The organism is Oceanobacillus bengalensis, assembly GCF_003628445.1.
Taxonomy (GTDB): domain Bacteria; phylum Bacillota; class Bacilli; order Bacillales; family Amphibacillaceae; genus Oceanobacillus; species Oceanobacillus bengalensis.
The window spans coordinates 1-2,072 of the sequence record NZ_RBZO01000074.1; the positions used below are offsets into that span (position 1 = coordinate 1).

General features: G+C 38.3%; 1 protein-coding gene. It reads right to left on the reverse strand.

What is annotated here, in order from left to right; all coding sequences use genetic code 11:
* Window positions 1-138 precede the first annotated feature (138 nt).
* Window positions 139-1,617 (reverse strand): stage IV sporulation protein A, encoded by a 1,479-nt coding sequence (gene spoIVA, locus D8M05_RS19920; protein WP_121134863.1) that lies wholly within the window; start codon window positions 1,615-1,617, stop codon window positions 139-141.
* Window positions 1,618-2,072 lie beyond the last annotated feature (455 nt).

Genomic DNA, 2,072 nt, shown 5'->3' on the forward strand with positions numbered 1-2,072 from the left:
TGGAAATTCTGTTTCTCTCTTTCTTCCAGTCGTTACACCTCAGTGTCGTCTCTGTCCTGAAAAGAAACAGAAATAGGCGCTGATGTCAGCACCTTGTGCAACTGCCCGTCGCACAAAAAGCAGCCTCCGTAGAAGCTGCTATAAGATAATTGCTATTAAGCTACCTGTACCCTCGTTAATAATGCGTTCCAATGTATCCTTTAATTTATATCTTGCATTTTCTGGCATTAATGATATTTTCCCTTGGATACCTTCTCTAACAATCGAACTTAGTGACCTACCAAAGATGTCCGATTCCCAGATAGATAGTGGATCCTCTTCAAAATCCTGCATCAAGTATCTAACAAGCTCTTCACTTTGCTTTTCCGTACCAATAATAGGGGCGAATTCTGATTCTACTTCTACTTTTATCATATGAATAGATGGAGCAACTGCTTTCAAACGAACACCAAATCTTGAACCTTGTCTTATGATTTCTGGTTCGTCCAATATCATATCCTCTAAAGTAGGTGCAGCAATCCCATAACCTGTTTGTTTAACCATTTGAAGCGCACCTGCAACCTGGTCATATTCTCGCTTAGCGTGGGCAAAGTCTTGCATTAATTCTAACAGATGGTCTTTTCCTCTTATTTCTTCACCAACAATTTCTTTAAGAACGGCATCGTATAATTGATCAGGTGCATGCAGGTCAATTTCTGCAACCCCCTCACCCATTTCCATTCCGGCTAGGTTTGCTTTATCGATATAATCATATTCAGAAAAATTACCAACAATTTGATCAACATCTCTTAATCGTTTGATGTCTTTAACCGTAGTTTGAATGGCTTCCTGATAATTCTCTCTTAACCAATGGTCTTCTTTAAGTACCATTACCCAGCTAGGGAGGTTTACATTAACCTCAAGTACCGGAAACTCATACAATGCTTCTCGGAGTACACTATGAACATCATGCTCTGTCATAGACTCAACGCTCATTGAAAGTACTGGTATGTCATATTCCTCACTTAATTGCTTACGTAAAACCTCTGTTTCTTGGCTTGATGGTTTCGTAGAGTTAATAACCATAATAAACGGTTTCCCTACCTCTTTTAATTCCTCAACCACTTTGGCCTCTGCTGCAACATAATCATTTCGTGGTATTTCACCAATCGAACCGTCCGTCGTCACGACAACACCAATTGTTGAATGCTCCTGGATTACTTTTCGCGTTCCAATTTCTGCTGCATCATGGAAAGGGATTGGATCCTCGTACCAAGGCGTGTTAATCATTCGTGGACCGTCTTCATCTTCGAATCCTTTTGCACTCTCTACAGCATATCCGACACAATCAACAAGTCTAATATTTACATCCAGACCTTCTTCTACATTTACCGATACTGCTTGATTGGGAATAAATTTAGGCTCTGTTGTCATAATTGTCTTGCCTGCTGCACTTTGTGGTAGCTCATCTTGCGCTCTGTCACGTTCACTACTGTCTTCAATGTTTGGCAGTACTACTAACTCCATGAATTTCTTAATAAATGTTGATTTCCCTGTGCGAACTGCCCCAACAATACCAAGGTAAATATCTCCATTCGTCCGCTTTGAAATATCCTTAAAAATATCAATCTTCTCCAAAAGATCCCCTCCCGATCTTGCGTACTTAATTTCAAAAAGTAAAAACTACGATTAATAGACATTACAAGTCTATGATGTTGTCCTATCTAAATATGACTCAATACTGCAAATACTTGATTTTATTTCTTTAGCTTGTCAAACAGTAGGTAAAATCATTATGAGAAAAATAAAAGCCCTTGCAACAATATATGTTACAAGGGAATAAGAATATGATATTTATTTTCTATTTTTAGGTTGTTTTCTAAAAGGTTGCTTCTTATTTCAGCTATTGTAAATTTAATTCGTAGTTGATATAAATAGTGGGCTTATTTAATTCAGTATAGTCTTAACCACGCCGTTCCGGAAAGACACTTCGCTTTTGACCTGACCCCCATAAGTTAGAGTGAAAATAATTTATGGGGGTTAGGTTTATGGCAAAGTACAGTGAAGCGTTTAAGCTAAAGGTCGCAGAAGAA